This window comes from Cellvibrio sp. GW822-FHT04B05, assembly GCF_058800985.1.
Map to the genome: position 1 here is coordinate 776092 of NZ_JBXAMU010000002.1, position 26542 is coordinate 802633.

Below are 26542 nucleotides of genomic sequence, written 5' to 3' on the forward strand. Positions count from 1 at the left end.
GCTGGGCTTTTTTATGAGTTTTATTTGTTGGTGCTGAATTATTCCGTCGTCAACACCAAACACCCCTGCATAACCCGAATCGTCACCGGCGAGTTAATCGTGAACCCCGCCTGCTCCAACCAATGCCCCTTCAATTGCAACCAGGGCACGGTGGCCTGTGGCGGGTACTGTGTCTTGCGCCGGTAGTCGTAAATCATGCTCCCGGTCTTGATCTTGCGAATGTGACAGGGCGGTGTTGCTTGCGTAGAATCGCGTCTAGCCATTGGGGCTATTAAGCCGAAAACCCGCGTTGGGGTCTGTGTGAAAATCCGGGGGAGTTCTGTTAGGCTGTGCAGCTTTGGAAGCCGCACGGGACTTGGGCTGTAGGGGTTGTTACTACGATTTTGCGTCAGATAAATTGTTTCCGGGGCAGTATTACGATAAGGAAAGCGCCCTTTGGTACAACTGGAATCGGTATTATGATGCGAGTATTGGCAAATACATCCAAAGTGATCCTTTGGGGCTTTATGACGGGCCGAATACCTATGCTTACGCTGCAAACAATCCTGTCATGTTTTATGATCCCTATGGTCTTTGGGCGATTGGTGATCCACTGCCGCAAGGCTTAGTTGATTTCTCTGCGGGTTTTGGCGATACGATTTCTTTTGGAATGACCGATTGGCTCCGTGATCAAATGGGAACCAATTCTGCCGTTGATAAGTGCTCAGGTGGATACGGTGCTGGTGAGTGGGCTGGAATTGGTTATGGTTTTGCGGCAGGTGGTGCAGCAGGTTGGCGCTCTGCTGGGCAAAAAGCGCAGGGTATGGAATTTTCGCACTGGATACCAAATAGATTCGGTGGCCCACGCTCAAATTGGAATGGCAATTATGTTACCCCCAATCGCCATTACAAACATGACCCTTATCGTTATCCATCACACAGTCAAAGATCAGGTGAGAAATGGCCTGCGCCAATTCAACAACTTGACCGCATTCCAAATGTTTATAAAGGCGCTGCTGCTGGGGCGGCTGCCGGCGCAAGCGCATCAGGCAATAATTGTGGGTGTCCGTAATGATTAATAAAACACCCATATATCAATATCGATTTATAAGCACAGTACACGACTTACTTGAAGCCGAAGAAGCTGAACGAACTGCCCGCTTATTTCGAGCACCATTCCGCTGGATAATTATCCTGCTGGGGATTGCATGGCTGTTAGCAGGTATATTCACATTTGACGTAGCTAACCTAAGTTGGCGACCAGTAGTGTGGCTGCTTCTTGGCATTGGAGTTATTTATTATTTTGTTGCCAAGCCATATTTAAGGCGCAGGAAAATTAAACTAAACAATGCACCTCAACAAGAACTTGTTTTAGAGTTTTATGATGATTGTATAAAGATTGAAGCTGATGATATGGGTAGCTTTACAAGGAACTGGGATGAGCTTCTTACATTTATAGACACCCCAAAAGGCATCATTTTTTATTTTGATGATAGTGTTATGAGTTGGCTACCTAAACGGCTTTTATCAGAGCAGGGAGAACGACAGGCATTCATAGATTTTTTGCTGGAGCATCAAGTTAGAACGTAGCTATCGGTTATATTTTTTATTGATTGCAAAAGGCCCCAGTGTTAATTGGGGCCTTTGTTTTTATGCAACCTATTCGCAGTATTTATTCCGTCGTCAACACCAAACACCCGCGCATCACTCGAACCGTCACCGGCGAATTAATCGTGAACCCCGCCTGCTCCAACCAATGCCCCTTGAGTTGCAACCAGGGCACCGTAGCCTGTGGCGGGTACTGTGTCTTGCGCCGGTAGTCGTAGACCATGCGCCCGGTCTTGACCTGGCGAATGTGACAGGGTGGTGTTGCTTGCGTAGAATCGCGCTTAGCCATTGTTGACTCCTTCAGGTTTGGCTGAGTGTGATGTTGATGACATGATTGCACTTGCAATTCAGGAAAATCCAGACATGACTATTAATCGGCCGGAATGGATGAATGAATATCTTTACAACACATCGCGAGATCGAACTACCGGAAGAATGAAAGCGGGGTATACCCCTCTCACGCCATGGGCCTCTCCATTGCTAAACAAAAATGTATATGGTGGGACGCTAAGTCCTGAGCAAAAGGTGATGCTTTACAACACAATTGTTCATGAGAACTGGCATGCTAACCACCAATCTTTCGGAGATAGATTCATGGCGGGCCTCAAATTAGATGACGGGTTAATGGAAAAGGATGCTTACAGAGAAGGTGATACTCGGACAGCTAAAGCGAAAGGTAAAATTTTAGAGACAGGAAAAGGTAGCTGTAAATGCAAAAAATAAAATTAAATTATGTACTTCTAATATTATCTTGTGTGTATGCTCTGCTTGCTGTATTGGCCGAAATTACACTATTTAATATACACAAGCTTCCTAAAGGTGATCTCGAGTTATATCCAGAATTCTGGGAACAACTTGAGTTTGCATATTGGTTGGGTGCCTTTAGTGAAGGCTGGTTGTTTTCAATAGCCCTAATATCTTTAGCTCCATCGCTGAAAATTGGTAAGGTTGTGCGGTTCATATTGTTCTTTTTGCTAAGTGCTGTGGTGGTGATGACAATATCAATTCGAAATGTTCTTTGGACAACATAAGTCAATTTTTTGATGTTCGCTGATCGAATAATAGGCCCGCCTCGAGAAATCGCGACGGGCTTTTTTACCGGTCGCGGTAGGAATGCCGGTCACCTGGCCCCCCGCACAGTTCCGTACGTGCGCTGCTAACGCATACGGCTCCCTACGTAAGAACCTAACCAACCCCATCCTTTACATTCCAAGGCAATAACCTCTCGATCTGCTCAAGCGCTGATGCCTGCGGAAGCTCTGTAAAGATTTTTCGCAGATAGGCATAGGGGCTCCAGCCCATTCGTAAGCACCTAACCAACACCACGCTACCGACACTTCCCTTTTTCAACTAGCGTGAGCCTCTCATTTAACCTGAGGCTTTATGAAAAAATACAGTGAATACGGCAACCACAATTGGCAATCATTTGCCGGGCATCACCAATGCAAATGTCATCCGTACAAAAGGTTACACTTATAATTCAATAGGAAATGTGACCAGCTGGGGCAGTCCTGCCGGGGCCGGAGGCAATTACACTTATGATGTATTTAATCGACTGACACATATTTCCAATAGTATTGGAGGAAACACATCCTATGTGAATAATGCCTTCAATCAGCGAGTCTATAAATCGTCTAACAACCAGGGAATTAGTCCAGCTTATTATTATCTCTATGATACCTCCGGAAAACTTGTTGCCGAGACTGCAGCAAACTCCACAAGCATTGGCAGTATATATGTCTATCTCAATGGACAAATCGTTGGGTTGATACGCAATAATCAGGTATACGCCGTTCATAATGATCATTTAGGACGTGCAGAAGTGATTACAAATTCCACTAAAGCTATCGTATGGCGAGCAAACAACGGAGCATTTGACCGCACGGTAACAGTTGATAATGTTGGCGGTTTTAATCCTGGTTTTCCGGGGCAGTATTACGATAAGGAAAGCGCCCTTTGGTACAACTGGAATCGGTATTATGATCGAGTATTGGGCGATACATCCAAAGTGATCCGATTGGATTAGAGGGTGGGATTAATACCTACGCTTACGTAAGTGGAAATCCAATTAGTAAAATTGACCCGTCAGGGTTGAGCGAATGCGATTGCAAAGATATTCCTGACTCTCCACCCGGAGCGGATATTGATAAAGATATTAAAACTGGATTCTTAATTAGAGCGCGAGACCCTAGAATATTTAAATCTTTTGTCCAGAATAAAGGCCCATGGGATTACAAGCAGCAGGGGCGTCAATATGGTGATTTTGGTAACTTCAACTACGGGGCTACAGGTTTGGCAGCAGGATTTTCGGAAACTATCTTGTTGCAGATGGCGGGATATGCGCAGCATCAAGCTGGTACATCATTGCCTGAATGGGGCGACCCTTTTGGTGAAGCGCCGTACGGTGATGATCCTGCAGATCAGGCATTAATTAAGAAGGGTTTTGATTACTATTACAGGTGTAGAAAATAAAATGAACTATTCTAAATTTATCTTTGTTGCAGCATTTTTTTTGCTTTCCAATTCATCGTACTCTAATGTTCCTGGTGAGCTAGTTTATGAAGCTAAAAACTCTGACAACGAAAAAATTATTGTGGCAAAGGATTCTGTTGATGCCACTACATCAAATATTTTTTCTGTCTACCTTATGAGTAATTTACCTAATGCGAAACCAGTAAAAGTATTGAAGGTTGATGATACTGACGGTGTTTCTGTAAGGTGGATCGATAATGACCACATAAAGATAGAAATAGCATGCGGAAGAATATTTGAATTTAGAAATTTTGCAGACTTTATATACCGAGACTTTAAGAGGGTTAAAATAACTATGAATAGTGTTAAGCTTTGCAGTAAATAAAAACCATTTGGGTTTGATATCTATAAAAAAGCCCTGATTGGTGGCTTAGATCGCTGACAAACCCCACTCTAAAAAAGTGGGGTTTTGTTTTTTTAGCCCGCCGATAGAACAATTCTATTTTTTGAATGATTGTCATGAACCGTAAGCGCCTAACCAACGCTTAGCATTACCCACAAACATCCTGATAATCCTCAACCATATCCATCAAACGCTGCCAGCCACACTTGGGGTGGCAGTACAGATACCTATGCAACCCCTGTTGTTGGTAATCGTTTACCAAGCATAAGCAACACAAATGTCGGCTGTGCAAAACGTACACATATGAACACATAATGATGGTCGGCGATATCTTGGTTTCCAACCAATTGCATGATCAATACGATTTGTAGCGTAAAAAACATATTACTGGCGATTGAATATCTTGCCAATCAGAATCATTACCACAAGCACCAGCGCACCAATCACCACCCCGGCAAGACCACTCACGACCGATGAAGTCAACCAGCCTACCGGCTCGGTTGCGGCGGCCACATGTTCGATCCAATGATGGATTATCGGGATACTGTGGGTAACAATCCCGCCCCCCACCATAAACATGGCAGCAGTGCCGAGTACCGACAGAAGTTTCATCAGTTTGGGTGCAGCGGCGAGCAGGATATTGCCAAAGAATTGCGCTATCGCGCCCGGCTTTTTGCACAGGTGCGCGCCCATATCATCCAGCTTCACAATCAGCGCGACGAAACCATACACACCGACAGTCATTAGTATCGCGATACTCACTACTACGGCGGCTTGCTTTGCGAAAGTCGCGGCGGCGACAGTACCGAGTGCGATAACGATAATTTCGGCGGAGAGAATAAAATCGGTGCGCACTGCACCTTTGATTTTTTCTTTCTCAAAGGCAACCAAATCCACTTCAGGATTCGCGACTGCCTCAATTAACTCCTGATGTTGCTGTTGCACTTCATGTTTTGGATACAAAAATTTGTGCGCAAGTTTTTCGAAACCCTCAAAGCACAAATAAGCACCGCCGATCATCAAGAGCGGTGTAATCAACCAGGGAACAAGCGCGCTGATTAACAGCGCGGCGGGAACAAGAATCGCTTTGTTGAGCGCTGAACCTTTCGCTACCGCCCATACTACCGGCAGCTCACGCTCTGCCCGAATTCCCTGCACTTGCTGAGCATTTAGCGCCAGGTCATCACCCAACACACCAGCTGTTTTTTTGGCGGCAACTTTGGTCATCACTGCCACATCGTCCAATACGGTGGCGATATCATCGAGCAACATCAATAAGCTGGAACCTGCCATAACACACCTTGTTTTGTAAGTTGGGCAGTCATGCCCAAAATATCAGTTTATTGTTGGGCATGGCTGCCCAACCTACGCAAGATCAACGCAACCCCAACACATCTTGCATATCAAACAAGCCGGATTTTTGTTGTTGCAGCCACACTGCTGCACGCACAGCACCATTGGCAAATGCCAAACGGCTCGATGCTTTGTGGGTGATTTCTACGCGCTCACCATCGGCCATAAACATGACGGTGTGATCACCCACTACATCGCCGCCACGGACAGTGGCAAAACCAATAGTATCGCGCGGACGTGCGCCGATTTGACCTTCGCGACCATAGACCGCAACCTTCTCCAAATCGCGCTCCAATGCATTCGCAAGCACTTCGCCCATACGCACCGCAGTACCTGATGGTGAATCCACTTTATGGCGATGATGTGCTTCATAGACTTCCACATCATATTCATCACCTAACACGCGCGCAGCGAGGTCGAGCAATTTAAAACATAAATTCACGCCGGTAGAAAAATTAGCAGAGAGTAGCAATGGAATTTGAGTTTGATAGGCAAGCAACTCTGCTTTTTCTGCGACACTAAATCCCGTAGTACCAATAACGATAGGTTTATTGTTGGCAGCACATATTTTCACATTTTGCAGGGTTGCCGTGGGCGAACTGAAATCAATCAATACATCAAACTGATCAACCACGTCGGCAATATCGCCAACTAAAAACACACCGAGTTTTCCTACATTGCCCAATTCACCTGCGTCAGCACCAATCAGCGAGCTGCCGGGGCGAAGGCTGGCTGCACCTAAAAAGGTTTGCGGATTTTTTTGTGTGGCTTCAATCAGCGCCTTGCCCATACGGCCTGCTGCGCCAGCGATTGCAATTCTTGTCATCGTATTTTTCCTGAAATTATTCGTCGTCTTCACTGTTAAACAAATGGCCGAGTTTGCCTTTTTTTGTTTCCAGATATTTTGCGTTGTGCGGATTGCGCCCGGTTTGGTGCGGCATCCGCTCGATCACATTAATGCCCATATCCTGCAGGGCTTTTACTTTGCGCGGATTATTGGTGAGCAATTTCAATGCTGTGATATTCAAATGTTCAAGCATGGGCTTGAGAATGGAGTAATCGCGCATATCTGCACCAAAACCCAACTGTTCATTTGCTTCGACGGTATCCGCTCCTTGATCCTGCAAATGATAAGCCCTGATTTTATTTAGCAGGCCAATACCACGACCTTCCTGGCGCAAATAAAAAATTACGCCGCGGCCAGCTAATGCAATTTTGTGCATCGCCGCTTGCAATTGCGGACCGCAATCGCAGCGCATACTGAAGAGTGCATCACCGGTTAAACACTCCGAATGGATGCGCGCAAGCAACGGCTCGTCGCCGCTAATGTCGCCCATGGTAAGCACGACATGCTCTTTTAAATTTTCTTCATCGCAAAAACCATGCATGACAAAAATGCCCCAAGGCGTAGGCAATTTGGATGATTCAACAAAGCGAACAGTCACAGGGACCTCACAGAAAAAACAATTAGTTGCAACACAATCAGTGCGTATACTCCGGCCAGCGCATCATCGATCATAATGCCAAAACCGCCGTGCACTTTTTTATCCAGCCAGCTGATGGGCCAAGGCTTAAGGATGTCGAAAAAGCGGAACAGGAAAAACCCGAGCACTATCCACCAAACGCCGGCAGGAGCCATAAACATGGTGATCCAGAACCCGACAAATTCGTCCCACACAATGCCGCCGTGATCGTGTACACCCAATGCTTTTGATGAGCGATCACACCAGAATACACCCAGCGCAAAGGTCACCAATAACCAGCTTAAATAAACTGGCCAAGTCAGATGTTGCAGCAGCAGGAAAAAAGGAATCGCCGCCAGCGTGCCGAAGGTACCGGGCGCTCTTTTCGCCAGCCCGCTACCAAATCCAAACGCAAATAAATGGTTGGGATTCGCGAGCATTTCTTTGAAGCTGGGCGTTTTCATGATGAGAAATGTTGATATCCGGTTGTGGCTAACGCAAAAGGTTCGCCTTCATATTCGCAAATAACCTTATGGCCGGGAATCATTTCGCCAATAACCGTTGCGTTTAATTTTCCCTGCGCAATTAACATAGCAATATCTGCCATATTCTCGGGCGGCACAGTGAAACATAATTCATAGTCGTCGCCACCAGCGAGTGCCCATTGGTAGCCTTGTGCCGAATCAGCGAGTGAAAGCACCGCTGCCGACAGCGGAAGATTTTCAACATCAATCACTGCACCAAGATCACTCGCGTCGCAAATATGCTGCAAGTCTGCAACCAAACCATCGGAGATATCCACGGCGCTGCTCGCAAACTCACGGATCAATGCGGATTCAAATAGACGCGGTATCGGGCGATAAAACCGTTGCAATAAATACTCTGCATGTTCGCCATTAAACATGCGCGTGTTTTGGATTGACGCCAATGCGGCCGCACCATCACCAAGTGTATTAGTGACCAAAATAAAATCACCGGCATTGGCACCGTCGCGACGCATGGTTTGTTGCGGAGCAATCGCACCCATCGCTTGAATCGTAATTGTTAAAGGGCCAGAGGTAGTATCACCCCCAACCAGGGCAATTCCGTATTCGCGTGCACAGGCAAACAAACCGCGACTAAAACTGCGCAGCCAATCTTCATTGGCATCGGGCAGTGTCAGCGCGAGGGTAAACCACAAAGGATCTGCGCCCATGGCGGCAAGGTCACTTAAATTGGTGCGCAGTGCCCGCTCGGCCATTAGTTGGGGATCGGCAGCTGCAGGAAAGTGAACACCGGCAACCAACGTATCTACGGTTATCGCTAATTGTTTGCCTGATGGGATTTGCAAGAGTGCGCAGTCGTCGCCAATGCCCAGCAATACTCCAGCGGCAGGCTGCTCGGCTTGCTCACGCTGGAAAAATTGCTGGATCAGTTGGAATTCACTGGGCACTGTTAAGTCGTTTTAGAAGAGTTAAGTAATTTAAGAGAGTTGAATAGTTTTTGAAGTGAAGGCAAGCAATGATCGCCCTGGAATTAACGGCTTTTGCGTTCGGCGTTAACTTCTGGAGCACGCAACACAACAGCAGTTTTATCCAATACGCCATTGATAAATTTGTGGCTGTCTTCTGCACCAAACTTTTTCGCCAACGCAACCGCTTCGTTAATCACTACTTTGTATGGGACATCAATACGGAATTTAAATTCATAAGTGGCAAGACGCAGCAACGCGCGCGTAATTGCATCCAATTCTGCCAATGAGCGCTCAACCAGGAAGGGTTCATAAACCGCATCAAGTTCGCTCAAATGTTCAGGCACGCCGTGGAGGATATCGTGGAAATATTCCACATCCACTTTGCCCATATCGTTATCGGTGCGGAATTCCGCTTCGATTGAATTGAGTGAATTGCCGGTCATATGCCATTGATACAGCGCTTGCATCGCATAGTGACGAGCCATACGGCGGGTTGCAGCAGTGTGGCCTTTTTGCGCGGATGGACTGGCATTTCCGGTTTGATCCAAAGGGCCGGTTTGACCTGAAGGAGTAGTCATGAACAATTACCTGATAAAGAACTTGAATGCCCGCGTACACGGGCATGAAATAAAAATAACGCGACGTTAAATTGTATTGAGCTTTTGATTTCCAGCTTTAGATTTTTCCAAAAAGCGAAACCATTTCCAGTGCTGTCGAAGCTGCTTCAACACCCTTGTTGCCTGCTTTGGTGCCAGAGCGCTCAATTGCTTGTTCAATTGAATCGACAGTCAGCACACCGAAGGTGACAGGCACGCTGTATTGCAGGGAAACCTGAGCCAAACCTTTAACGCATTCACCGGCAACATAATCAAAATGTGGTGTGCCGCCGCGAATAACCGCACCCAATGCGATGATCGCATCAAACTCTTTTTTCGCTGCAATTTTTTGCGCAGTCAGCGGGAATTCAAACGCGCCGGGAGCGTAATAGATAGTGATGTTTTCGTCTTTAATACCGTGGCGACGCAAAGTATCCAATGCGCCGTCTTTCAAACTCTCAACCACAAAACTGTTCCAGCGGCTAACGATCAACGCGTACTTGCCTGCTGATGCAGAAAAATCACCTTCAATAACTTTGATATTGCTCATACTTTTTTCTCTTTAAATTTCAAGTTTATTACCCCCTCCCCTAGCCGGACACACAGCTGGGAGGAGCAACACCCACTCATTCGGAGTGCTCGTTGCCCCTCCCAGCTACGCGCCCCGTTTTCAAGGGGGGATTGTGGGGAGGGGTTAGTTATTCATCAGGGCAAACGTAATCGACCACTTCCAAATCAAAACCCGAGAGGGCCGAGTAACGCATTGGCGCAGACATCACGCGCATTTTGCGCACACCCAAATCGCGCAGGATTTGCGAGCCGGTGCCCACTTGTTTGTAGAGCACTTCCGAGCTGCGGCGCATTTGTTTGCCGGAGATCAGCCAGTCGATGCTGTCTTCTACTTCGGTAGTCGATTCGTCGTGGCAAATCAGCAATACGACACCTTTACCCTCCTCACTCACCTTGCGCAACGCATCCTGGTAAGTCCAGCTTTTGCCACCGGCAACGGAGGAGCGTTTGAGGCTGAGTACATCGCGGGCGATATCCATTACATGCACACGTACCAATGTTGGTTCCGCGTCAATCTCACCTCTAACCATCACAAAATGCAGGTCGCCACGCGCCAGATCGCGGTAGGTACGCAACTCAAATTCGCCGTAAAGCGTCTCCACTTTGCGGGTATTGATGCAGGCAACGGTTTTTTCTTTGGTGGCGCGATAGTGAATCAGGTCGGCAATGGTACCGATTTTCAGCCCGTGTTGCTCGCCAAATTGCTCAAGATCCGCGCGTCGCGCCATGGTGCCGTCGGGATTCATTACCTCGACAATCACCGCCGCCGGCTCGAATCCGGCCAAACGCGCCAGGTCGCAGCCTGCTTCGGTATGACCGGCGCGGCTCATAACGCCACCCGGTTGCGCCATCAGTGGAAAAATGTGGCCGGGCTGGACAATATCCGTTGGCTTGGCATTAGCCTTCACCGCAGCACGTACAGTAAGCGCGCGATCTGCCGCCGAAATACCGGTGCTCACGCCTTCGGCCGCTTCAATGGACAGGGTGAAATTTGTGGTGTGCTGGGATTTATTGTCGGTCACCATCAAGGGCAGATCGAGTTGTTTGCAGCGCTCGGGGGAGAGCGTCAAACAAATCAAGCCGCGTGCGTAGGTCGCCATAAAGTTGATATCTTCCGGACGCACCTGCTCGGCGACCATAATCAAATCGCCTTCGTTTTCACGATCTTCATCATCCATCAGGATGACCATCTTGCCGTGGCGCAGGTCTTCAATCAGTTCTTCAATGGTGTTGAGTTGCATAATTCATCTCGTGAGAACGTAGGTTGGGCAGCAATGCCCAACGAGCAAAATGGAAATACAACGGCCAGCAGTTTGTTGGGCATTGCTGCCCAACCTACGCGAAACCATTCTTCGCCAAAAACTCCAGGGTAATTCCCTGCCCTTCGCCTTCAGCGGCTTTGTCGCCCAGCATCAGGCGCTCCAGATAGCGGGCGAGCACATCCACCTCGAGATTGAGTTGGGTACCGGTTTTGTAGCTATCCATAATGGTCCATTGCAGGGTGTGCGGGACTATATTGAGTTCGAATTCAGCACCGTCCACTTTGTTAACCGTAAGACTAGTACCATCCACGGTAATTGACCCTTTATGGGCGATATATTTTGCCAGCGATTTTGGTGCGCGGATGCGGAAGCGCTCGGAGCGCGCGTCGGGATAACGGCTGACAACCTCGCCCACACCATCCACATGACCGCTGACAATATGGCCACCCAGACGGGTTTGCGGCGTCAGGGCTTTTTCCAGATTCACACGCTGGCCGACTTTCCAGCCGGGCAAGGTGGTGTTGTCCAGGGTTTCGCGCGATACATCAGCCCAGTAACCATCGCCTGGCAAATCCACTACCGTCAGGCAGACACCGTTGGTGGCGATAGAATCGCCCAGATGGACATCACCCAGATTCAGGTTATTGGTTTTGATACGCAGGCGCAGGTCGCCGTTTTTAGGTTGCAATGCCACCACTTCGCCGATGGCTTCGATAATACCGGTGAACATAGATTTACCTCGGAATCGTCGCAGCTAACACACCTACACGATGATGCTGGTCGGTTTACCTTCAACAACAGCGACGGGGATTTTAAGATCGATCACTTTGGTTTTCGCCAGATGATCGTGGATACAACGCTTGTCCGGACGGAAAATCGCCAGGATATCAACAAGGCGCAGGAAGACACCGACCAGCGGTATCTGGCCCACCGCCCACTGGGATAAATAGCGCCACACAATCAGTTGGCCGAACGATGGCTTCTGGTTATCCATAGTCACAATCGCGATGCCGACGATGCGCTTGCCCAGCGTCTGGCCGTATTGCTGCAACAGGAAACCGTGCAACACAAAAAAGATGATAAAGGGGGAAATCGACAGCATGAACTTTTGCCCATCGGACAACGCGGTCAAACGCTTTTGCAGCTCCGCTTGCGCAGCCTGCATATCCTGATTGGTTGCCGGGTCAAGCAAGCCCATGGCTTGCATCACCATCAGCAGCGCCACGCACATAAAAAAGCCATCGAGGAAAAACGCCAAAAAGCGTTTGCCGAGCGATGCGGTGTTATCGACCTGCGGTGCAGACGGGCCGGGTTGGAAATCGGGAGACTGATGTTGATCGTTCAAAAGTTTACCTATTACTAGTATTCAGTGTCGGGAGCGGCGGTGATGCGCCAATCCCGCCCTACTGCGCGAATGTCTTTAATCTTGAGCGAGAGCGAGGCAGACATGGTATCGAGCGGCAACTCAAACAGCGGGCGCGCATTGCTGCCGAGCAGTTTGGGCGCAACGTACATAATAATTTCATCCAGCAAACCGCGCCGTAAAAAACTGCCCGAGAGGGTCGCACCGGCTTCAACCAGCACTTCATTGCATTGTCGCTGGGCGAGTTCGCGCAAAAGTGCGCTTAAATCGATACGCCCGTCTTTGCCCGGCAACGCCAGTAGCTCGACAAAATCCGGCCAATCCTGCAACTGTGCCGGCTCAACTGCGCCGTTGTGTACCAGCAATATCGGGGTCGCCTGTTTAAACATCAAGGCCGTGCGCGGTGTGCGCAATTGCGAATCAAGGATTACCCGCAATGGCTGCTTCTCTGCCGCTGCTTCCGCATTGGGTAGACCCAGCTCATCTACGCGCACGGTAAGGGAGGCGTTGTCCTGCAGGATGGAATCGACACCGGAGATAATCGCGCAGGATCGGGCACGCAAACGCTGTACATCCGCGCGGGCTTTGGGGCCGGTAATCCACTTGCTCTCACCGGATTCCATCGCCGTGCGGCCATCAATACTCATCGCCATCTTGCAGCGAACATAGGGCAGCTTACGCTCCATGCGACGGATAAAACCGGGGTTGAGCGCACGCGCATCATCTTCCAGCACCGGGCCATCCACCTGAATCCCCGCAGCGCGAACTGTGGCGATACCATTGCCGGACACCAGCGGATTAGGATCTTCCATCCCGAACACCAAACGGGCAATGCCCGCATCCACCAACGCCTGCGAACAGGGGCCGGTCTTTCCGGTATGGCTGCAGGGTTCGAGGCTCACATAAGCAGTCGCGCCCCGTGCATTCTCGCCCGCAGCGCGCAGCGCATTGATCTCGGCGTGGGCTTCGCCAGTGCGAACATGCCAGCCTTCGCCGATAATTTGTCCGTCTTTCACCAACACACAGCCAACACGCGGATTGGGCATAGTGGTGTAAAGGCCGCGCTCCGCAAGGCGGAACGCATGCGCCATAAATTCAAAATCAACCGCAGTGATAGTCATGGGAGCGTCAATCGTTTCAGATTACTGGTCGTTTTCAGGTTGCTGTTCGAGGCGGTCGATTTCCTGACGGAATTCGTTCAAATCCTTAAAGCGGCGATACACAGATGCGAAGCGCACATAGGCAACTTCATCGAGCTTTTTCAGCTGCTCCATCACTTTTTCGCCGACCAGCAAGGCTTTGACTTCACGCTCACCGGTAGCTTGTAAAAAGTGTTTGATATGGTTGATGGCCGATTCAATCGCCTCAATGCTCACCGGGCGTTTTTCCAGTGCACGCAATAAACCGGCGCGCAGTTTGTTTTCATCGAAGGGTTCGCGGGTACCGTTTTGTTTGATGATGCGCGGCATCACCAATTCGGCCACTTCAAACGTAGTGAAGCGTTCATGGCAGGATAAACACTCACGGCGACGGCGCACCTGGTCGCCTTCAGCCACCAAACGTGAATCTATAACTTTGGTATCTTCCGCACTACAAAACGGACAATGCATGATCATCGGCCCCAGCGATTGATAAAGTGGGCGCATACTAGCATAAAATCTGGTGAATCTGGCTGCACAAGGCGCTGAATCAGGGGTTCTTGTGGTGTGAATATAAGGGTAACTAAGATCGCCACCGTAGGCTTCGACGATACCAACATCGCCACTACCATCTGACCGCAACTTATTATCGTGCAATAACCGATTAAAAGTATGGCGATTGCGGCTGTGGATTTATTGATTGAAAAAATTAAAGCGGAAACATTGCTTGATATTAAGGTGAAGAATAATCGTACTCTTGATTACACGATTATTGAGCGAGAATCGGTCTAATCACATAAGAAGAAGTGCTTCTATGGACCACCAAGCACTTTTTTAATCGCTACAGCCCTATTTAAAAGCGAGTTCACTAAACTCATAATTCTCACACGCAGATACATCAATAATTTTATATTTGAGATAAGCGTCTTTAAGATTCCCTTGCTTTTCCAACTGACTAGCTTGATCAAAAAGTATCACAGCGCTTTTCTCATCAAGACAATCGTCACCATAGATTGAAAACAAAACAAGCAATGCTGTAGGTGTAAGGCAAAGAAGAACAAGAGCCAGATTCTTTTTATCAACCATCTTTAATACCTGAAAAGTTGATGACTTCAAACGGCCAAAAGCGGATATTCAGCTTGGTGTTTCCCATAAAATGGAGCGATATGTAGTGACAAAAAATGCAACTTAAAAATCATCAGGTTGATTGCATGTTAGGCACTTTATTTCCGAAAGCAAACCTGCGGTACAAATTAAAGCCACTATATAAACAGCAAATAAGCCATATCTGCACCAACGTACAATCAAGCCGTTGACTATAAGAATTTTTAGCTTGTAGTGCTTTGAGAATTGTACAGAGTGCAATTGAGCACCGTAATGCGAAGGTCTCTGGGCACTAAGCGGCAGTCCAAATATAAAATGAGCCTAGAAACTGCACTCCATTTATCCATGCAAAAAAAAAGACAAACCATCCAACTCACCAGTAACAAAACAGCTCTCGTCGGCAATAAAAATCAATTAAAGACCATAGCGACATTAAGCGCCAGTTTGAATTACAACCGATTACCGCACCCGCGTTGACAAGCAGATGCATGAAACATACAGTGCATCTGCTTTATTTTATTACTCAGAAAATATCATTAAAATATTTACCTGTTAGTTGAGAAGCATCCAATCAAGATACCTCAGGCTTTATAAAGGCATACATATATTGGATGGCTAGGATTGGTAGTCTTTAAGCCAAGCTATGACATTAGTAGCATTTTCATTTGGCGGAAAAACTGGATAAAAAACTTTTTTGATTACTCCATTTTCGATAACTAAAGTAAGCCTTTTGATTAACGTTAATGAATTGTATTCAAAAGTTGGTAGCCTTAATGCAGAAGCCAATTCAAATGAGTAATCACTAATTAACTCAAAAGGAAGATGAAGGCGTTCTGATGCTTCAACTTGCTCTAAATACGATTGGCTACTTGCACCATAAACACTCGCATCCAGCTCAGTGAATTCGGCGTGAAGATCACGAAACGCGCAAGATTGCGGTGTACAACCTCTAGCGCCCGGAATTTCATTCCAGCCCAGCATAGGTGGTGAATCGGGATTGCCAATAAGTGGATAGAAATAAACAACCACTAAACCGCGAATAGTACTAATATCAATTTTGCTTCCAGATGTCCCCAGTAAAGCAAGGGAGGGAAACTTCATGCCCTCTAAATGACTGCACGCACCATCATCTTCAGGAACAGGCAAATTAGCGGGTAACACATATAGATTCTTCATCCTTTAATTTTCCTTTAATTAATAATGCCAATCAGTGGCAGCTGCCTAAATAAAGGCGGCTATTGCCGCCTTCCGTTTTTCTCCTATTTTTATAACCGGCTTACTTCAGATGCTGCCAACAACAGCGCACCTACGCCGTAGAGTTGTGTATCTTCCGGTAAGATTTTTTCCGGGGATGCACCAACTTGCTGAACCCAACCGAGTTTGCCTGTTTTATCCACCGCGCTGGCGAGTCCATTCCAGCCGGAATTTACTGCCGATAAATATTCTGCTTTTGATAACAAACCATTATTGATTCCCCATGCGAGACCGAAGGTCATAAAGCCGGTGCCGCTGGTTTCGGGGACATTGAATTCGTCTTTATCGAGTAATGATGACGGCCAGAAACCATTGGGTTGTTGCAGCTTGACCAAACTCGCCGCCATGGTTTTAAACAGCTGCTCATATTTTTGCTTGCGCAGATCATTCGCGGGAATTTGTTCAATTAATAATGGCAATCCTGCAAATACCCAACCGTTGCCACGGCTCCAGAAAATTTTCTTATTGTTTTTACTGCGACGTTCAAAAAAGCGGCCATCGCGATAAAACAGGTGCTCGTTTTTATCAAACAAATAATCAATCGTTGCTTGGTACTCTTCATCCACATAATTCAAATACGATGGATCACCGGTTAACTTGCCCACGGCTGCCCATACGGGCGGAGCCATAAATAATGCATCGCACCAGCACCAGCGACGCTGGCAAGTCGCTTCGCCTTGATGGGTTGGGTCAGATGCATATTCAAGGCTGTGGGTAGCGCGGTTTGCCATAATCTCTTTAAATACTTTTTGTGTTGGTGCAATCAGGCTGAGATCATTTTTGCGCGCGGCAGCAGCGGCGTAGCTAAAGCCAATGACCTGATCGTCGGCATGCCAGTTTTTTTCGCCAAGCTGCCAGTGATTGGCTTCGCCTTTAGCAATTAAGGCTTGCAGGTAATGGGGATTATTTGTACGCACTGCCCAGCGATCCAACCCAACATAAAATGCACCTTGAATCCAGCCATGGGGATTTTCTGTGTGGTCGCGAAAAGTGCGTACGTAATCAAAGGTGTTCATGTGCGCCAATTGCCAATCGGCAGCGCGGTTGGCGATATCAGTTACCGCCGAGGGTTTTATTGATGTTGACGGATATTGATTAGCACATCCCGTCAGAGACACTAATACAATGAATAACACCAGACCAACATTTTGTTCCAGCATATAACGACGGGACAAAAATAATTTATTCATGTCGATATTTCCTATATAAAGCACGTCAGCATTATTGTTATGTCAGGTCCTCTTTCTTATGCTGTGCATCCTAGGATAGCCAATAGTCAAAAAGAAGCACTTTACGGAGCTTTACCTTTTCCTAATAAATAAGACACAAAAAGCAGCTGCAGCTGCTCCAAGATCACTGCTACCCAACACTGATAATGCTCGGAGATAATTAATTCTGGCAGCTACGCCCAAATTCGTGAATCAGGTATTACATACCCAACAACCCCAATGAGAAATCGATATGACTGACAAAATTTTATTAATTACTGCACTTACCGGCGCCCTTCTCGCCGGCTGTACTACAACGAGCCTTGATACCACCAGCATTGAGCGGAAACATTATGGCGATTGGGAAAAGGATGTCGGTTATACCCAGGTAGTACGCATTGGCAACACACTTCATTTAGCGGGTTTAGGTGGTGAGGGAGAAACGCAGGCAGAGCAAATGGAAAGTACCTACCAAACCATTAAAAAGATTTTGATGGATTACAATGCCACCACCAGCGACATTGTCAAGGAAGTCATTTACACCACGAACATCGACGAGCTTATTGCGGCAACAGCCGAACGAAAGAAGCATTTCAACAATAATGAATACCCCGCATCTACCTGGGTACAGATAGAGCGCCTGTATTCTCCTGACATGAAAATTGAAATAGATGTGACAGTACAGATTCCACAGAAAAAATAATTGCGGATGGAAAATTGACTTCCGGGTGAAACATTTGAAATGTAAAAGGCAGTCGCAGCTTAATGCCAGTCAATTAAGCATTACCCTCTCGCTCCCAAGCTGGAGCTGGGAGCGAGAATGAAATTCTGAATCACTTTCCTGGTTTAATTTTTATAAAGAAAAAAAGCAGCTCGATGAGCTGCTTTTGTTAAACGACAAACCTTCAAAGAAAAAGTTATTCAGCGTACACCGGGAATTTTTTGCAGACTTCAGCCACTTTGGTTTTAACGCTGGCAATTACTTCGTCAGCATTGCCGGCTTCCAGTGCATCAAAAATGTCACAGATCCAATGGGTCAGTTGCACGCACTCAGCTTCACCGAAACCGCGGGTGGTTACCGCAGGAGTACCTACACGGATACCGGAAGTCACGAAGGGTGAGCGCGGGTCATTTGGCACTGCGTTTTTATTCACAGTGATATGCGCCTTGCCCAGAGCTTCATCGGCATCTTTACCGCTGTATGGCTTGCCGATCAAATCAACCAGCATCAAGTGGTTTTCAGTACCGCCAGAGACGATATTGATACCGCGCCCAATGAAAGTGGCGGCCATCGCTTTGGCGTTCACCACTACTTGCTGTTGGTAAGCCTTGTATTCCGGAGTCATTGCTTCTTTGAAGCTGATCGCTTTAGCGGCAATCACGTGCATCAAAGGACCACCTTGGCCACCTGGGAATACCGCAGAGTTGAGTTTTTTCTCGATCTCTTCGTTCGCTTTGGCAAGGATGATACCGCCGCGTGGACCACGCAGGGTTTTGTGGGTAGTGGTGGTAGTTACGTCAGCGATTTTCACCGGGTTAGGGTAAACACCGGCAGCAACCAGACCGGCGACGTGAGCCATATCCACAAACAAATAAGCGCCTACTTTATCGGCGATATCGCGGAAACGCTGCCAATCCAATACTTGTGAATAGGCTGAAAAACCGGCAACGATCATTTTAGGTTTATGCTCAACGGCCAAACGTTCAACTTCATCGTAGTCAACCAAACCGGTTTCAGGGTTTAGTCCATATTGCACAGCATTGTAAATTTTACCAGAGAAACTGACCTTGGCACCGTGCGTCAAGTGACCGCCGTGGGCCAAACTCATACCCAAAACGGTATCGCCCGGGGCGCAGAGTGCAGCGTAAACAGCTGAGTTAGCCTGTGAACCCGAGTGAGGTTGAACGTTAGCGTAATCAGCACCAAACAATTCTTTAGCGCGCGAAATAGCCAGCGCTTCAGCTACGTCAACGTATTCACAACCACCGTAATAACGCTTGCCCGGATAGCCTTCGGCGTACTTGTTGGTCAGCTTGGTGCCTTGCGCCGCGATGACCAACGGGCTGGTATAGTTTTCTGAAGCGATCAACTCGATATGGTCTTCCTGGCGTTGGCCTTCGTTCTGAATGGAAGCCCAGATTTCGGGATCAAAAGAAGCAATAGTTTGGTTTTTATCAAACATAGGTAAGTCCTGAGTTGGCCCGCGAGCCGCAAGAACCGGCCGAGGTTATGGATGGGAAGGGGGAAAAATGTAGGCGCGCATTGTACACCAAGCGCCCAAAAAGCTTCCACGCAAAAAACTCATGCAAGGCGCTAATTCCATTCATGTGGGCCACTATAAAGTCGATTCGGACACGCCGGCCCGCACCAAAATAGTACAAAATTAGCTCGCAATAACCTGTCCAGCTTGTGGTTGTTGGTTTTTCCATCATTAAAAATGGGCAGCTTTGCGCCAAACACGCTTCGTAAAAAGGATTAACCCGCATTTTCATTTATTTTTAACGTCATTAGGTCAAAGTAGGCCTCGCTTTTGCAGTAGCAAGTCCGACAGTAACCAATCACAGGCCGGATGTTGGTTTTTTAACCAGGGTCTGGCTGCTATCGACCAGTAAGGACAACACATGATTTTGGGTTTTCGCACATGGCTTTGGGCCGGGTTAAGTATGGTTTTATTGGGCTCCCTGGCTCAAGCGCAAACTGGCGCAGGAACCGGCAATAGCCCCGCAAGCTATACCATCGGCGCAGGGGATGAAATTCGCATCACCGTATATGGCCAGCCAGAACTGACGGCAGAGGGCCAGGTAAGCGCAAGTGGGATGGTAGTGGTGCCGCTCTTGGGTAACTTATCTATCGCGGGCAAGACCAGTGCCGATGCAGCCTTTTTAATTTCCGAGCGTTACCAACAGGGTAATTTTTTGAAAAATGCCCAAGTCAATTTGCTCGTTACCAAATACCGCAGCCAAGTCGTGGCAATCCTCGGCAAGGTCAACAACCCTGGCAAACTGGTATTGGAAGGCCCAACCAGCCTTACCCAGGCACTTGCCTGGGCAGGTGGTATAGCCGCTAGCGGGAGCGAGCGTCTCATCCTCACCCGTATTACCAAAAATGGCCGCCCGGAGCGAATTGAGTACGATCTCCAAAAATTATTGAATTACGATGCCGACGAGGTACCACCAGTGTGGCTAAAAGATGGTGACACCCTTTACGTGCCAAACGCCGGGCGTTTCTATATCAATGGCGAAGTCCATGCACCGGGCATGTATGTCCTTGATAGGCCGCTGAACGTGATGCAAGCCCTCAGTGTCGGCGGCGGACCTACCGCCCGCGCCAGCGATAGCAGTATTAAACTCTTCCGCCAGCAGGCGGACGGTTCAACCAAAGAATTGCGCGCCAAACCCGCTGACCGGGTGATGGATGGTGACGTACTGGTTGTTAAGGAAAGTCTTTTCTAACAGGAGCCATCATGAACTTGAATACCCTTTTAGGCATTTTACTGGCGCGCAAGTGGGCGATTATTGCGACTACGCTGGTCGCGATAGTGGCCGCCATAGTGTTGAGCCTGCTCACTCCCAAATCCTATACCGCTTCTACCGATATGTTGATCGATAGCCGCGGATCGGATCCCATTAGCGGCCAATCGCAACCGACCCGTCAAACAGGTGCTTATATCGCTACACAGGCAGATATTATCCGCAGTCGCAATGTAGCTACCAAAGTGATCAAACAGCTGGATCTGCATAACTCTCCCGCCATGATCAAAGCCGCCAAGCTAAGCGGCGATGCGGCTCGCGATCAAGTGCGCATGCTTGGTTTTCTCGCCCAAGGTTTAATCGTTACCCCAAGGCGCGACAGCAGTGTGTTATCCATTGCATTTACAGCGCAGGATCCAGCCCTTGCCGCCCAACTTGCAGATGCCTTTGCTCAAGCTTATATGTTCACCAATCTTGAACTGCGGACCGAACCCGCCAAGCAAACTACCCTGTGGTACAACCAGCAACTTACCGGCCTGCGTACGGAATTGATCGAAAAGCAAAATGCGCTTTCGAACTACCAGGAGGAGCACAACATCATCGCCTCCTCTGATCGCCTGGATCTGGAATCTGCCAAGCTGGCGGAACTGTCATCCATGCTGATTTCCGTTCAAAGCGAACGCCAGAATTCACAAAGCCGCAGCGACTTGATCGCCAATACAAAACGCGGCCAATTGGAAGCGCGCTCGATGGATAACCCACAAGTGCAACGGCTCGCAACTGATCTTGCACAGGCGCAAGCGCGCTTGAGTGAATTAGCCAATCAAGTAGGCGAAAACCATCCGCAGTACCGCCAGGCACGCAGTGATGTCGATACCCTGCAGCGGCAGATGAATCGTATGCTGGAGTTGATCAGCGGCAGTGTGAAATCGTCCGTCGAGCTATCACAAGCGCGCGAAGATCAACTTAAAGCTGATCTGGCTGCACAAAAAGAATTGGTATTGCAACTGAGTCGTAACCGAAATGAGTTAACACTCCTTAAACAGGAAGCAGATAACGCCCAGTCGGCTTACGATGCAGCGCTCGCCCGTACCGCAGAGACACGACTGGAAAGCCAGATCGCCGCCGCCGATGTTGCCGTGCTCAACAGTGCTGTAGTTCCCGGACGTCCAACATCACCCAAACCGGCACTGACCCTTGTGCTTGCCTGCATTGCGGGTGTTTTGTTAGGCACCGCTATTGCCCTCTGCTGGGAATGGATTGATCAACGTGTTCGCAGTGTGTTGGATTTAGAACAGGGGTTAGGTTTAACAGTGCTCGCTTATATTCCTGCCGAAATAACCGGTAGTAATGCGAAGGGGAAAATCATGAAGGAGGTATCAGCATGAACGATCTCGCACAAGTCCTAAGCAGTGAAAGCCTGCTTGCTACATCGACCAAAATGGGGCCCATGCTGGTAGCCACCGGTAAACTCAGCCCCAAAGACTTGAGCCTGATATTGGCAACCCAGAAAAAACACGGCCTGCGTTTTGGCGATGCCGCGGTAAAACTGGGCTTGGTCAAAGCTGAAGACATTAATGCCATTCTTGCCGAACAATTTGCCTACACCCAAACCCCCGCAGCGTCGAGCAAATTTGATCGCGGCTTAAGTGCCCTATTCCAGCCGGATAGCATCCAGGCAGAAGCGGTGCGCAGCCTTCGCAGTGAATTGATGTTGCGTTATTTCAACCCGCAACCCAATCGTTCACTCGCATTGGTTAGCGCGGAAGATCCAGCCGGTATCGCATTGACAGCGGCGAACCTTGCCATCAGCTTCGCGCAATTAGGCCTTCGCACTTTACTAATCGACAGCAACTTGCGCACACCGCAACTCAATAAGCTATTCCATATTCACGAGCACGCGCCGGGCTTATCCGATTGGATTGCCGACCGCACGGCGGTAATTCCCACTGCGATTGAGTCGATTCGCTCGCTCTGGATACTGCCTGCAGGTACGCGCGCGCCCAATCCGCAAGAGCTATTGGCGAGCAAGCAATACCACGAGCGCCTGACACCCTTGAGCCACAGTTTTGATGTGACCCTGATCAGCACTTCACCGATGGATTCCAATCGCGATGCACAACTGGTAGCTGCTCATGCGGGCGCGGCTGTATTGGTTGCACAAACTCATGTAACCAAAACCAAGGCCCTGGTTGCAATTGGTAACCGCCTGCGCGAACTGAATGTACGTCTGCTTGGAACGGTATTGCGCGACTAATAGTCGCCCTAGAGGTAAAGGATGAATTACCAATCGGCCTATCCGCCTATCGCCCCCTTGCCGACACATTTGTATCCGGCGCAGGAGCGGCAATGGCTAACTGATCAGCGGCTACTTACGTTCATTATCATTGCCAGCGTCGGCTACCAGGCTGTGCTTTGTCTGATTAACAACTTCGTTATCCCTGCCTCGCGCCCGCTGGTTGGCCTTGCAGAAGCAATCATCCTTCTCGCCTGCGCTCCGCTGTTGGCACGCCGCCTATTGCCCGGGGTAGTTACACTTGCCTGTATCGCCGGCGCAATGCTTTGCATAATTGGCGTGTTCAACCAACAACTCAACATCAAGGCGTTTCGCGATATAGCCATCCCTCTTTGCTATTTCTGGTTGGGCTGCAATATTGGTAAACCCGAAATGGCTGACCGCGCCTTAAAAATGGCTATTTGGGTGGTGATTACGCTGGGCATGTTTGAGCTTTTATTTGTTGATCAATATACCGAGCTATTCGATATTTTCAGCTACTACGTCAATATCGGCAGTGTGTTACCTGTGACCGACTATGTGCGCGAAAGCAAACTGCAGTTCAACGGCCTACGCCCGGAAGGTATCGGCCGTACTTTACTACCCGGTCTGCTCGGCCCACATCGCGTCTCTTCAGTATTCCTTGAACCTGTCTCGCTCGGCAACTTTGCTACCCTCTGCGCCGCATGGGGTATTGCCCGCAATCGCGAGGAGTGGCGCAAAGGTGTGTTTTTTGTGGTGGCGGCCATTTTTCTGATGGTGCTGTCCGACTCCCGTTTTGCACTTATGACCGTTAGCCTGTTTGTGGTTATCCGTGTGCTATTACAGGGAAAATTTATCAATATCGCCATTATTGCCCCCTTCATTGCTGTCGCCATGCTGGTTATGTTTGGCATGGCGACCAAACATGAAACCGATGGAATGATCAGCGATGACCTGCATGGACGCCTTGCCTATAGCGGTTGGTCGCTCATGGAGTTTGATCTCCAGATGCTCCTGGCGGTAAATATCAATGATGCGTATCCCGATGAAGGATATGCGCACATGCTTTCTACCTTTGGCCTTCCCATGTGCCTGATCTTTTGGCTAAGCCTCTGGATATTACCCATGCCGACCGATCGTAGCCGCCGATTCAGAGCACTGGTCTCGGTTTATATCGCGCTGATTTTGTGTGTCAGCGGATCTTCCTTTTTCGCACTTAAAAGCGCCGGTGTACTGTGGTTTTTAGTCGGCTGCAGCTTGTTACAACCCGCGCCCGTAATCTCGCGCCCTTTACCCGGCCACAATGCAGTTACCGGAGGCCACAATGGCAGTTAAAGAACAGGTAAAAGTTACCCATATCGTGCGTCAATACCTTCCCTCAATTGGCGGCATGGAAGAGGTGGTACGTAATATCGCCCGTCACCAATTACGCGAAGGGCAGCAGGCGACCCGCATCATTACCCTCAATCGTTTATTTCGTAATTCGGATGAAACCCTGCCCAAGCAGGAAATAATTGATGGCATCGAAGTTATCCGCTTGCCTTATATCGGCTCCAGCCGCTATCCCTTATGCCCCGGCGTGCTCAAATACCTGAAAGATGCCGACGTAATCCATGTACATGGCGTGGACTTTTTCTATGATTTCCTTGCTGCCACCAAATGGCTCCATCGCCGACCGCTGGTGCTTTCCACGCACGGTGGTTTCTTCCATACCAGTTTTGCCTCCCGAGCCAAACAGGCTTATTTCAACAGTATCACCCGCTTATCTGCCAACGCTTATAGCCATGTAGTCGCCACCAGCGCCAACGACGGTGATTTGTTCGGGCAGATAATGAATCAACGCAAATTGCACGTGATAGAAAACGGGGTTGATGTAGAAAAATATGCAGGTTGTGCCGCCCCTGTGCTGACGCCCACGCTGATGTATTTTGGCCGCTGGTCGTCTAATAAAGGACTGATCCCCGCACTGGAGTTGTTTGCCGATTTGCACCGCCAACATCCCGAGTGGCGCTTGATCATCGCCGGGCGTGAATACGATCACTCCCTTGCCGAATTGAAAGAAGTCAGTACCAAGCTTGGTATTGCGGAAGCCGTAACCCTGGCCGCTAACCCCAGTGACAGCGAGATCCAGGCGCTCCTGCGCCAAGCGAGTTACTTCCTCTGCCTCTCTCGCCACGAAGGCTTCGGGATAGCACCAATAGAGGCGATGAGTGCCGGACTAACCCCCATATTAAGCGCCATCCCGCCATTCCAACGTTTGACTAATGAATCCAATTTGGGATTTTGCTTCGACCCCGCCACTGAAGGGCGAAAGGCAATCGACCAATTATTGCAATTGCACGATCAAGGTGAGTCCGCCTATCAAACACGTGTAGCGAGCGCGCAAGCTTTCGCCACACGTTATGCCTGGCCACAAGTAGCAGATAGATACCTCGCGCTGTACCACCAATTGCGGAGAGCATCGTGAAAACCTACACCGATCACTGTTACGCCCTTTTCTTCCGGGCCATGCTGGGGATGATATTAAGCTTCCCTGCCTTTAACGCTATTGCCGGTTGCCTGGATCAGGCACGATTAACGGGCGTAAACCTGGCAGGTGCCGAGTTCAATACCAAACAACTGCCAGGTGTAGTATTCAAGGATTACACTTATCCCAGTACGGCAGAGCTGAGGTTTATTGCCAGTCAGGGGGCCAATATCATCCGGCTGCCCTTTCTGTGGGAACGCTTGCAACCGGTCGCCAATGGTCCATTCGACACAGCGGAATTAGCGCGACTGCGCGCAACAGTGAATAACGCCAGCGCCCAAGGTTTATGTGTTTTGCTGGACGTTCACAATTATGCCAAATATTACAGCTACAAACTGACCGATACCTTGCCTGATGGCAGCAGCGTCAGCAGCGCTTTTGTCGCATTTTGGGTTGCTTTAGCGGCTGAATTTCCCGATCCAACCATGACTGCCTATGGGTTGATGAACGAACCTGCGAGCATTCATTTAGTCGATTGGGCGGTAATTGCCAAACAGACGTTAGCCGCATTGCGTACCGCCAAAGCGACCAACCTGGTTTTGGTTAGCGGTGGCCGCTGGAGTGGCGTGCATGACTGGTTTGCGGGGCTTCAATTCAGTAACTCCACCGAATTTGACGATCTGAAGGATCCGCTCAAACGCACCATTATTGAAGTACATCAATACACTGACAGCGATTATTCTGGCACCCATACCGCGACTACAGGAAAGGGATGCCGCCCTGCAGCGGAATTCGATGCTAAATTTGAGCGCATCAGCACATGGGCAATCGCCAACCAACAAACTCTTTTCCTCGGCGAATTTGGCGTCCCTCCCAGTGCGGAATGCCTACTTACCCTTACCCGCTTTCTGGAATTGATGGAAAACAGCCCATGGCGTGGTTGGACTTACTGGGCAGCAGGCAGTTGGTGGGGTAATTACCCACTGGCATTAAGCGGTCCGAATCAACCTGTCTCGCCACACTGGGCTCCGCTACAAGCATTTTTTTATCATCCGGAATCCCCCAGTGGACACAGTCCACCTAAACCCCCACTAGCGGATGAATTAAATCCTTAACTGCT

At 48.8% G+C, this 26542-nt stretch carries 32 protein-coding genes and 1 pseudogene; 14 read left to right on the plus strand and 19 right to left on the minus strand.

The genetic code is table 11. From position 1 onward, the window contains the following. Window positions 1-38 precede the first annotated feature (38 nt). Entirely contained in the window at window positions 39-197 is a 159-nt protein-coding gene (locus AC1RJL_RS08880; RefSeq protein WP_492913022.1) for a SymE family type I addiction module toxin, read from the minus strand. Between the two features lie 140 nt (window positions 198-337). Between AC1RJL_RS08880 and AC1RJL_RS08885 the strand changes: the two genes are divergently transcribed. Together AC1RJL_RS08885 and AC1RJL_RS08890 are read left to right on the plus strand one after the other, a co-directional pair. Further along, window positions 338-1051: an RHS repeat-associated core domain-containing protein gene (locus AC1RJL_RS08885; protein WP_492913024.1), complete on the plus strand. Its 714-nt coding sequence runs from the start codon at window positions 338-340 to the stop codon at window positions 1049-1051. Continuing rightward, window positions 1051-1569: a YcxB family protein gene (locus tag AC1RJL_RS08890; RefSeq protein ID WP_492913026.1), complete on the plus strand. Its 519-nt coding sequence runs from the start codon at window positions 1051-1053 to the stop codon at window positions 1567-1569. Before AC1RJL_RS08885 ends, AC1RJL_RS08890 begins: the two co-directional genes overlap by 1 nt. Before the next feature lie 82 nt (window positions 1570-1651). Here the strand turns inward: AC1RJL_RS08890 and AC1RJL_RS08895 are convergent, their stop codons facing one another. After that, window positions 1652-1876 (minus strand): SymE family type I addiction module toxin, encoded by a 225-nt coding sequence (locus AC1RJL_RS08895; protein ID WP_492913028.1) that lies wholly within the window; start codon window positions 1874-1876, stop codon window positions 1652-1654. Window positions 1877-1917: 41 nt separating this feature from the next. Here AC1RJL_RS08895 and AC1RJL_RS08900 point away from each other — a divergent pair, with 41 nt between their 5' ends. Both AC1RJL_RS08900 and AC1RJL_RS08905 read left to right on the plus strand, forming a co-directional pair. Beyond that, window positions 1918-2310, plus strand: a complete 393-nt coding sequence (locus tag AC1RJL_RS08900) for a hypothetical protein (protein ID WP_492913030.1) — start codon at window positions 1918-1920, stop codon at window positions 2308-2310. Further along, window positions 2298-2618 carry a hypothetical protein gene (locus AC1RJL_RS08905; RefSeq protein WP_492913032.1) on the plus strand — a complete coding sequence of 107 codons (321 nt, stop codon included), beginning with the start codon at window positions 2298-2300 and terminating at the stop codon, window positions 2616-2618. The genes AC1RJL_RS08900 and AC1RJL_RS08905 overlap by 13 nt, the downstream gene beginning before the upstream one ends. A 154-nt stretch (window positions 2619-2772) precedes the next feature. Here AC1RJL_RS08905 and AC1RJL_RS08910 read toward each other — a convergent pair. Next, window positions 2773-2886 (minus strand): annotated as a pseudogene (locus AC1RJL_RS08910) (transposase domain-containing protein); the annotation flags it as partial. Between the two features lie 97 nt (window positions 2887-2983). Here AC1RJL_RS08910 and AC1RJL_RS08915 point away from each other — a divergent pair. The 3 genes from AC1RJL_RS08915 (at window position 2984) to AC1RJL_RS08925 (ending at window position 4444) form a co-directional block, all read left to right on the plus strand. Then, window positions 2984-3613, plus strand: coding sequence for an RHS repeat-associated core domain-containing protein (locus AC1RJL_RS08915; protein WP_492913034.1), 630 nt, complete (start codon window positions 2984-2986; stop codon window positions 3611-3613). Window positions 3614-3678: 65 nt separating this feature from the next. After that, window positions 3679-4059: a polymorphic toxin type 44 domain-containing protein gene (locus AC1RJL_RS08920; RefSeq protein ID WP_492913036.1), complete on the plus strand. Its 381-nt coding sequence runs from the start codon at window positions 3679-3681 to the stop codon at window positions 4057-4059. Between the two features lies 1 nt (window position 4060). Next, window positions 4061-4444: a hypothetical protein gene (locus tag AC1RJL_RS08925; RefSeq protein WP_492913038.1), complete on the plus strand. Its 384-nt coding sequence runs from the start codon at window positions 4061-4063 to the stop codon at window positions 4442-4444. A gap of 402 nt (window positions 4445-4846) precedes the next feature. On the opposite strand, the gene AC1RJL_RS08930 is transcribed toward AC1RJL_RS08925, so the two are convergent. The 15 genes from AC1RJL_RS08930 to AC1RJL_RS09000 form a co-directional block, all read right to left on the minus strand. Continuing rightward, window positions 4847-5755, minus strand: coding sequence for a DUF808 domain-containing protein (locus AC1RJL_RS08930; protein ID WP_492913040.1), 909 nt, complete (start codon window positions 5753-5755; stop codon window positions 4847-4849). A gap of 82 nt (window positions 5756-5837) precedes the next feature. Then, window positions 5838-6641 (minus strand): 4-hydroxy-tetrahydrodipicolinate reductase, encoded by an 804-nt coding sequence (dapB, locus tag AC1RJL_RS08935; protein ID WP_492913042.1) that lies wholly within the window; start codon window positions 6639-6641, stop codon window positions 5838-5840. A 16-nt stretch (window positions 6642-6657) separates the two neighbouring features. After that, window positions 6658-7260 carry a GTP cyclohydrolase II gene (ribA, locus tag AC1RJL_RS08940; protein ID WP_492913044.1) on the minus strand — a complete coding sequence of 201 codons (603 nt, stop codon included), beginning with the start codon at window positions 7258-7260 and terminating at the stop codon, window positions 6658-6660. Continuing rightward, the gene (locus AC1RJL_RS08945) at window positions 7257-7742 is read right to left on the minus strand and encodes a phosphatidylglycerophosphatase A family protein (RefSeq protein ID WP_492913046.1); all 486 of its coding nucleotides are present in this window, start codon (window positions 7740-7742) and stop codon (window positions 7257-7259) included. Before AC1RJL_RS08945 ends, ribA begins: the two co-directional genes overlap by 4 nt. Then, window positions 7739-8710 (minus strand): thiamine-phosphate kinase, encoded by a 972-nt coding sequence (thiL, locus tag AC1RJL_RS08950; RefSeq protein ID WP_492913048.1) that lies wholly within the window; start codon window positions 8708-8710, stop codon window positions 7739-7741. The genes AC1RJL_RS08945 and thiL overlap by 4 nt, the downstream gene beginning before the upstream one ends. 83 nt (window positions 8711-8793) lie before the next feature. Then, on the minus strand, window positions 8794-9216 hold the full coding sequence (gene nusB / locus AC1RJL_RS08955) for a transcription antitermination factor NusB (RefSeq protein WP_492913458.1): 423 nt from the start codon (window positions 9214-9216) through the stop codon (window positions 8794-8796). 190 nt (window positions 9217-9406) lie between these two features. Then, on the minus strand, window positions 9407-9877 hold the full coding sequence (gene ribH / locus AC1RJL_RS08960) for a 6,7-dimethyl-8-ribityllumazine synthase (RefSeq protein WP_492913050.1): 471 nt from the start codon (window positions 9875-9877) through the stop codon (window positions 9407-9409). Window positions 9878-10025: 148 nt separating this feature from the next. Continuing rightward, window positions 10026-11138 (minus strand): bifunctional 3,4-dihydroxy-2-butanone-4-phosphate synthase/GTP cyclohydrolase II, encoded by a 1113-nt coding sequence (gene ribBA / locus AC1RJL_RS08965; RefSeq protein WP_492913052.1) that lies wholly within the window; start codon window positions 11136-11138, stop codon window positions 10026-10028. Between the two features lie 94 nt (window positions 11139-11232). Further along, window positions 11233-11889 carry a riboflavin synthase gene (locus AC1RJL_RS08970; protein WP_492913054.1) on the minus strand — a complete coding sequence of 219 codons (657 nt, stop codon included), beginning with the start codon at window positions 11887-11889 and terminating at the stop codon, window positions 11233-11235. A 33-nt stretch (window positions 11890-11922) separates the two neighbouring features. Next, a complete protein-coding gene (locus AC1RJL_RS08975) occupies window positions 11923-12504 on the minus strand; it encodes an RDD family protein (RefSeq protein ID WP_492913056.1) in 582 nt (193 codons plus the stop codon). Window positions 12505-12518: 14 nt separating this feature from the next. Continuing rightward, on the minus strand, window positions 12519-13643 hold the full coding sequence (ribD, locus tag AC1RJL_RS08980) for a bifunctional diaminohydroxyphosphoribosylaminopyrimidine deaminase/5-amino-6-(5-phosphoribosylamino)uracil reductase RibD (RefSeq protein ID WP_492913058.1): 1125 nt from the start codon (window positions 13641-13643) through the stop codon (window positions 12519-12521). Between the two features lie 21 nt (window positions 13644-13664). Beyond that, window positions 13665-14132 carry a transcriptional regulator NrdR gene (nrdR, locus tag AC1RJL_RS08985; RefSeq protein ID WP_492913460.1) on the minus strand — a complete coding sequence of 156 codons (468 nt, stop codon included), beginning with the start codon at window positions 14130-14132 and terminating at the stop codon, window positions 13665-13667. 378 nt (window positions 14133-14510) lie between these two features. Beyond that, the gene (locus AC1RJL_RS08990) at window positions 14511-14747 is read right to left on the minus strand and encodes a hypothetical protein (RefSeq protein WP_492913060.1); all 237 of its coding nucleotides are present in this window, start codon (window positions 14745-14747) and stop codon (window positions 14511-14513) included. 633 nt (window positions 14748-15380) lie between these two features. Next, window positions 15381-15941, minus strand: coding sequence for a peroxiredoxin (locus AC1RJL_RS08995; RefSeq protein WP_492913062.1), 561 nt, complete (start codon window positions 15939-15941; stop codon window positions 15381-15383). Between the two features lie 89 nt (window positions 15942-16030). Next, window positions 16031-17209, minus strand: a complete 1179-nt coding sequence (locus tag AC1RJL_RS09000) for a glycoside hydrolase family 88/105 protein (RefSeq protein ID WP_492913064.1) — start codon at window positions 17207-17209, stop codon at window positions 16031-16033. Between the two features lie 271 nt (window positions 17210-17480). Between AC1RJL_RS09000 and AC1RJL_RS09005 the strand changes: the two genes are divergently transcribed. Further along, entirely contained in the window at window positions 17481-17930 is a 450-nt protein-coding gene (locus AC1RJL_RS09005) for a RidA family protein (RefSeq protein ID WP_492913066.1), read from the plus strand. Window positions 17931-18144: 214 nt separating this feature from the next. Here AC1RJL_RS09005 and glyA read toward each other — a convergent pair whose 3' ends face one another. Beyond that, window positions 18145-19410, minus strand: a complete 1266-nt coding sequence (gene glyA / locus AC1RJL_RS09010) for a serine hydroxymethyltransferase (RefSeq protein ID WP_492913068.1) — start codon at window positions 19408-19410, stop codon at window positions 18145-18147. 439 nt (window positions 19411-19849) lie between these two features. Here glyA and AC1RJL_RS09015 point away from each other — a divergent pair, with 439 nt between their 5' ends. Genes AC1RJL_RS09015 through AC1RJL_RS09040 form a run of 6 tightly spaced genes read left to right on the plus strand, consistent with a single transcriptional unit; the run spans window position 19850 to window position 26537 of the window. After that, window positions 19850-20680, plus strand: a complete 831-nt coding sequence (locus AC1RJL_RS09015; RefSeq protein WP_492913070.1) for a polysaccharide biosynthesis/export family protein — start codon at window positions 19850-19852, stop codon at window positions 20678-20680. Between the two features lie 11 nt (window positions 20681-20691). After that, on the plus strand, window positions 20692-22086 hold the full coding sequence (locus AC1RJL_RS09020; RefSeq protein WP_492913072.1) for a Wzz/FepE/Etk N-terminal domain-containing protein: 1395 nt from the start codon (window positions 20692-20694) through the stop codon (window positions 22084-22086). Continuing rightward, on the plus strand, window positions 22083-22955 hold the full coding sequence (locus AC1RJL_RS09025; protein WP_492913074.1) for a polysaccharide biosynthesis tyrosine autokinase: 873 nt from the start codon (window positions 22083-22085) through the stop codon (window positions 22953-22955). Before AC1RJL_RS09020 ends, AC1RJL_RS09025 begins: the two co-directional genes overlap by 4 nt. A gap of 21 nt (window positions 22956-22976) precedes the next feature. Next, window positions 22977-24290 carry a polysaccharide biosynthesis protein GumE gene (locus AC1RJL_RS09030; RefSeq protein WP_492913076.1) on the plus strand — a complete coding sequence of 438 codons (1314 nt, stop codon included), beginning with the start codon at window positions 22977-22979 and terminating at the stop codon, window positions 24288-24290. After that, the gene (locus AC1RJL_RS09035; protein WP_492913078.1) at window positions 24280-25422 is read left to right on the plus strand and encodes a glycosyltransferase family 4 protein; all 1143 of its coding nucleotides are present in this window, start codon (window positions 24280-24282) and stop codon (window positions 25420-25422) included. The genes AC1RJL_RS09030 and AC1RJL_RS09035 overlap by 11 nt, the downstream gene beginning before the upstream one ends. Next, window positions 25419-26537, plus strand: a complete 1119-nt coding sequence (locus AC1RJL_RS09040; RefSeq protein ID WP_492913080.1) for a glycoside hydrolase family 5 protein — start codon at window positions 25419-25421, stop codon at window positions 26535-26537. Before AC1RJL_RS09035 ends, AC1RJL_RS09040 begins: the two co-directional genes overlap by 4 nt. Window positions 26538-26542 lie beyond the last annotated feature (5 nt).